Source organism: Wolbachia endosymbiont of Atemnus politus (genome assembly GCF_013309895.1).
Window position 1 is genome coordinate 1 of record NZ_JAAXCS010000088.1, and the last position, 5,604, is coordinate 5,604.

General features: G+C 37.9%; 4 protein-coding genes. 2 read left to right on the top strand and 2 right to left on the bottom strand.

The window, feature by feature from the left end; genetic code table 11:
• Positions 1 to 272: 272 nt before the first annotated feature.
• A complete protein-coding gene (dusB, locus tag HET73_RS05755) occupies positions 273 to 1,235 on the bottom strand; it encodes a tRNA dihydrouridine synthase DusB (RefSeq protein WP_174134173.1) in 963 nt (320 codons plus the stop codon).
• Between the two features lie 4 nt (positions 1,236 to 1,239).
• Positions 1,240 to 2,652, bottom strand: a complete 1,413-nt coding sequence (locus tag HET73_RS05760) for a Ulp1 family isopeptidase (RefSeq protein WP_174134171.1) — start codon at positions 2,650 to 2,652, stop codon at positions 1,240 to 1,242.
• A 146-nt stretch (positions 2,653 to 2,798) separates the two neighbouring features.
• Between HET73_RS05760 and serS the strand changes: the two genes are divergently transcribed.
• Positions 2,799 to 4,100 carry a serine--tRNA ligase gene (gene serS, locus HET73_RS05765; RefSeq protein WP_174134174.1) on the top strand — a complete coding sequence of 434 codons (1,302 nt, stop codon included), beginning with the start codon at positions 2,799 to 2,801 and terminating at the stop codon, positions 4,098 to 4,100.
• Positions 4,101 to 4,102: 2 nt separating this feature from the next.
• Positions 4,103 to 5,374: a phosphoribosylamine--glycine ligase gene (gene purD / locus HET73_RS05770; RefSeq protein ID WP_174134172.1), complete on the top strand. Its 1,272-nt coding sequence runs from the start codon at positions 4,103 to 4,105 to the stop codon at positions 5,372 to 5,374.
• Positions 5,375 to 5,604: the final 230 nt, after the last annotated feature.

A 5,604-nucleotide genomic window follows, 5' to 3' on the forward strand; every position in this document is an offset into this window, starting at 1 on the left:
ATTGAATCCGCGCGGATCAAAAACAAGTTTTGAGTCAGAAATACCCTTAGCGACATGATAAGGGGAGCGGCGGGGGTTGTCAAGGAATTTCTTCGTTTGTGCTAAAGTTTGTCATGCAAGAAGTCTATTGTATCTCACTACGTAAGAGCTAAAATATCTTACGGGAGGGTGTAATTCCAGCGTGTGATCAGAAAAGTGGCCAGTTTGGATGACATCACAGGAATACTGAGCTGGCAGCGTTGAAGAAATTAAAAGACGCCAAGCCTTTTAATTTAAGTTATACAAGAACTGAAAAAGCTAACTATATTTTCTTTTACTTCCATGCTATCCGTTATGTTATTCACTCTCACGCGAAATTCAGATGAATTTTGAAACCCGCTACTGTACCAACCTATGTGTTTGCGAGCCATCTTTATTCCCGTATCATTTCCATAGTATTCAAGAATACTATCGTAATGTTCAAGTATGATGCTTAATTTCTCTGGGGCTGTTGGTTCAGGAATTTCACTTCCACTGAGGAAGTTCATTGCTTGATTAATCAACCAAGGTTTGCCGTAAGCGCCACGACCTATCATCACTCCATCTGCTCCAGACTCTTTGAGAGCTTTCTGAATATCATTCAGATTTTTTATGTCGCCATTTACTATAACCGGAATTTTTACCTGCTCTTTGACACTTCTGACGAATTTCCAATCTGCTTGACCATTATAAAGCTGTGCTCTTGTTCTTCCATGCACAGTTATCATTTTTGCTCCAAGGTTCTCTGCAATTTTCGCCAAATGTGGAGCGTTGCGATTCTCGTCGTTCCATCCGGTACGCATTTTTACCGTAACTGGCACACTCACTGCTTTGACTACAGTATCGATTATCTCAGCAGCCTTTTTTTCATCACGCATTAACGCTGATCCTGCATAACCGTTTACAACTTTTTTAACTGGGCACCCAAAATTTATGTCTATGATTTTAGCACCCATATCCTCGTTTAATTTTGCAGCTTCTGCCATAACATCGGGCTCACATCCAGCAAGCTGCACAGAGGTCAATTCATCAACTTTTGCTTTTTGCATGCTCTGGCGAGTTTGCATAATCATAGCTCTGCTGGCAATCATTTCTGAGACTAACAAACTCGCACCAAGTTTCTTCACAATACTTCTAAACGGATAATCAGTCACTCCAGACATTGGTGCCAAAATTACCGGAGAATCAATCGTTAAATTTCCTATTTGGAGGGGCATTGGGTTATGGTAATCCTCCATTGTAAACTGTACCTGTCGGCATCTTTGAAGTAGAAGACTGAGATGTTTCCGTCCTTGGCGGAAGCTCACATAACAGCCCGTTTTTTAAATCTTCCTTCCATTTTTTATCATTCATGAGTGCTTCTGCAAACTCTCTTCTTTTCTCCTCCAATTGCTTTGAATCAGGTTTGTACTCCGATAGCTTTGCATCAATCTGATCAAATAATTTATCTTCTTTAAGCATTTGCGTAATCATACGAGCATTTTCTAACGCGAATATTCCACAATTACAGCCATCATTTTGTTGTTTAGCTGTAGAGCTTCTTATGTTATCACTCCCTATTTCCAAAACTGCTTCCAGTGCACTTACCATATTGTTGGTATCTATTGGAACATTAACTAATTCATTTTTCTTGTCCCGACACGCTTGTGCTGTTTTTTGGACGTCTTTGCTCATTTCTTTTCTTCCTTGCGCGTTTAATTCACGAGCGTGCTCAGTGAGAGGGGGAATCCACTCTTTAATTTCACTCGCACGTTCTATTTCCTCACGTTGACTACCGGGACTTGGTAGATTAGCGCTAAAAGAATCACAGTAATAAGCCCTAAATTGTTTATTATCTGAGTTGTATACAACAACTAGCGCTACCCAATGATTACCACCCAAATTAATAACTGAAGTAAATACCTTTTTCGAATTCTCTTGTTCTGCTTTATTTTTATATTCTCTCAACCTTTCACTCAAGGATTCAAGATTACCAGGAATACAAAAAAATATGTTGCCATCCGAACTTTCCGAATAGTTATATACAGCTCTTGCAATGTGAGCAATATCATGCTGTTGTAACCAGTAATCATAATTTCCTCTATTTGTCTGATGCACAAGAGTTTGTAAATCTTCACTGAACTCTTTACCACCCAAACCACTATCCACAGAGCTTCTACGACTACCGTCCTTTGAGTCAGGTTCACTATCTGATACAATGCCACTATCCCTATCTGGAGTTTTTTGGTTTTCTTCATCAGGTAATTTTTGTAAATTAACCTCTTTGTCCGGAGTTTCTGGCCCCTCTTGACTTGTTACAGCCTGCTCTTGCGATTTTTGTGGCTCAACCTCTCCTTCTTTACTCTTTTCTTTCTTTGAAGTCCCTTTCCCATTAACATAACCTTTTACCAAGCGAAATAAAGGTTCAACAGCCAATTTATATGTCACTGCAAGAGCTATTCCCATTAAAATCCAGACTATAGGATTAGAGATGAGCATAGCAAGTGGAAAGGTCAATAGAGAAGATCCTATTACCAACCCTAAGCAGCCAATAGTAAATGTAGCTGCCAGATATATACCGAAGGCGTAAATAGCAAACCTTCCGCCAGCTTTGAGTTTGGTGAAGTAAGTATTCTCTTCTGTAGTGCCTGACATATTGTATCCTGTGAACACAAGTTAACTAAATTTTAACAAATTTTAAGGGTAAAGTCAATCATAGTCATCTTAGTATTTATTAGTCAAAAACATTGAGTATTAAGGACCTTTGAAGTATAGTAACAATGTTAGTGATAGTACAATATATGCATGATATAGAGTATATACGTAAAAACCCTGAAGAATTTAAGAAAGCGATAAAGAGCAAAGGAATTAAAGAGTTTGCTGTGGAAGAAGTATTGAGAATCGATTATGAGAAAAGGTCGTTAACCACTAAGCTGCAAGATTTGAATAGGCAACGCAATGACATTACGGAGGAAATAAAGAAACTCAAAATGAGCAAGAGCCCTTGTGAAAAGCAAACAGAGGCATCAAAAAACATAACAAATGAGATAGAAATAGTCAGCTTAAAAGAGCAAACAGAAAAGGATAAATTAGTGAATATCCTATCTAACTTGCCAAATATTCCTGTACAAGATGTGCCAATAGGCACAAATGAAAACTCCAACTTAGAGATGAAAAAATATGGAGAGAGAAGGCAATTTGATTTTACAACAAAACCTCATTACGAGCTTGGAGAAAGGCTAGGTTTAATGGACTTTGAACAAGCAGTAAAGATTTCCGGGTCAAGATTTTCAGTATTGAAAGGGCAATTAGCTAGGCTTGGCCGAGCATTAGTAAATTTTATGCTTGAAATGCATGTTAATGAATTTGGTTATACCGAGGTGTATCACCCAGCTTTAGTAAAAAACGAGGCGATGTATAACGTTGGTCAGCTACCGAAATTTTCTGATGATTCATATTTGACTACCGACGCATTAAGATTGATTCCTACAAGTGAAGTAGTCTTAACAAACTTGGTTGCTGATAAAATAGTGGAAGAAAAAGAACTACCCATTCGCCTTACTGCATATTCGGAGTGTTTTCGTAAAGAAGCTGGCAGTGCAGGACTGGACACGAGAGGTATGATAAGGCAACACCAATTTGGTAAAGTGGAGTTGGTGAGCATCACAACTGAGAACCAATCAGATAATGAACTTGAACGCATGACAAATGTTGCTGAAGAAATATTAAGAAAGTTAGAACTGCCGTATAGAGTGATGCTATTGTGTAGTGGTGATATGGGCTTTGCTGCACAGAAGACTTATGACATAGAGGTGTGGTTACCTGGGCAAAATAAGTACAGAGAAATATCAAGCTGCTCAAATTGTGGTGCATTTCAGGCAAGAAGAATGAACACTAAATACTTTTCAGAAACTGATAAAAAGATAAAAAAATACGTTCATACTTTAAATGGCTCAGCTTTAGCCATAGGAAGGACGATTATCGCCATAATGGAAAATTATCAGGATTCTGACGGGTCGATTACAATACCAAACGTGTTGCAAAAGTACATGGGTAATGATACTGTTATAGGTAGATTAACATACAGAGAAGCGAGGGAATAAAAATGAAGGTTCTAGTTGTGGGTTCTGGCGGACGTGAGCACGCTTTACTTTGGGCTCTAAAAAAATCTCCTATCTTAACTGAGTTATATGTCACTCCTGGCCGTCCGGCTATGAAAAATCTTGGAGTTCTTGTGGATATAAATATTCAAAACTCAATTGATATTACTCAATTTTGCAAGAGAGAAAATATAGAATTGGTTATTATTGGTCCAGAACAGCCAATAATTGATGGTCTTGCTGACAACTTAGTTGCAGAGGGAATAAATGTTTTTGCTCCAAGTCAGGCAGCTGCAAAACTTGAGGCATCAAAGTCTTTCACCAAGGGATTGTGTAAGCAATACGGTATACCAACTGCTAAGTATGAGTGTTTTGTTGATGAGAAGTTAGCTAAAAATTTTGTATGTAGTAATAAAATAAAGTTTCCGCTTGTAGTGAAAGCAGATGGAATAGCAGCAGGGAAAGGCGTAATAATATGTAATACGGAAAACGAGGCTTTTTCAGCGATAGATTCAATGTTGATAGAAAAAAAGTTTGGTGAATCAGGCGAAGAGATAGTTATAGAGGAATTTTTAGTTGGGGAAGAAGTAAGTTTTTTTGTTCTTGTTGACGGGTTAAAAGTGGTAACCCTTGGATGTGCAAAAGATTATAAAAGGGCTGATGAGAACAATGACAGCCAGAATACTGGAGGCATGGGGTCATACTCATCACCTTCGGTTATAAGTAAGGATATAGAACAAAAAATTATCCAAAGAATAATATACCCAACAATTCAAGCACTGACTAATATGGGAACGCCTTATAAAGGAGTGCTTTTTGCTGGTTTGATGATTTGCAAAGATAATCCAAAACTTCTTGAATATAATGTTAGATTCGGCGATCCGGAAATACAATCTATTTTGCCTAGATTTGATGAAAATTGTGACTTATTAAAATTAATGTTGTCAGTTGTAGAAGGAAAGTTAAGTGCTAAAACAGTGGAGCTTAGCAAAAAAGCTGCGGTTTGTGTAGTTGTGGCGAGTAAAGGCTATCCAGGTGATTATAAAACGGGAGAAGTAATTAAAGGATTAGATAAAATTGAGAACATTCCTGGTGTATCAGTATTTCATGCTGGTACTAAGTTGGATGAAGACGGCAATTGGGCTTCCGATGGTGGAAGAGTATTGAATATAGTAGGGAAAGGAGACACTGTAGAAGAAGCTAAAAGTAAAGTGTACTCGGCGTTAAATTTTCTGGAATGGCCAGGGGGATTCTTCAGATACGATATAGGGAGTTAACTGTCGGTTAGCGGATAGAAACAAAGAAACTACTTGACAAACTCCGCCAATCTTATTATCATGTTATTCAGGGTATTTCTGACTCAAAACTTGTTTTTGATCCGCGCGGATTCAACGACAAAAATTTAGTAAAAAACTTAAGGTATTTATTGGCGGATTATATAAATTATTGGGGTTGCACGTCTTTTAAATTTTTTCACATGCAGCCAAAATCGCGCTTAAACTAAGCG

Bases quoted from the DNA above. Each gene is read 5' to 3' on its own strand.
- dusB (WP_174134173.1), bottom strand. From the start codon at position 1,235: ATGCCCCTCCAAATAGGAAATTTAACGATTGATTCTCCGGTAATTTTG.
- HET73_RS05760 (WP_174134171.1), bottom strand. From the start codon at position 2,652: ATGTCAGGCACTACAGAAGAGAATACTTACTTCACCAAACTCAAAGCT.
- serS (WP_174134174.1), top strand. From the start codon at position 2,799: ATGCATGATATAGAGTATATACGTAAAAACCCTGAAGAATTTAAGAAA.
- purD (WP_174134172.1), top strand. From the start codon at position 4,103: ATGAAGGTTCTAGTTGTGGGTTCTGGCGGACGTGAGCACGCTTTACTT.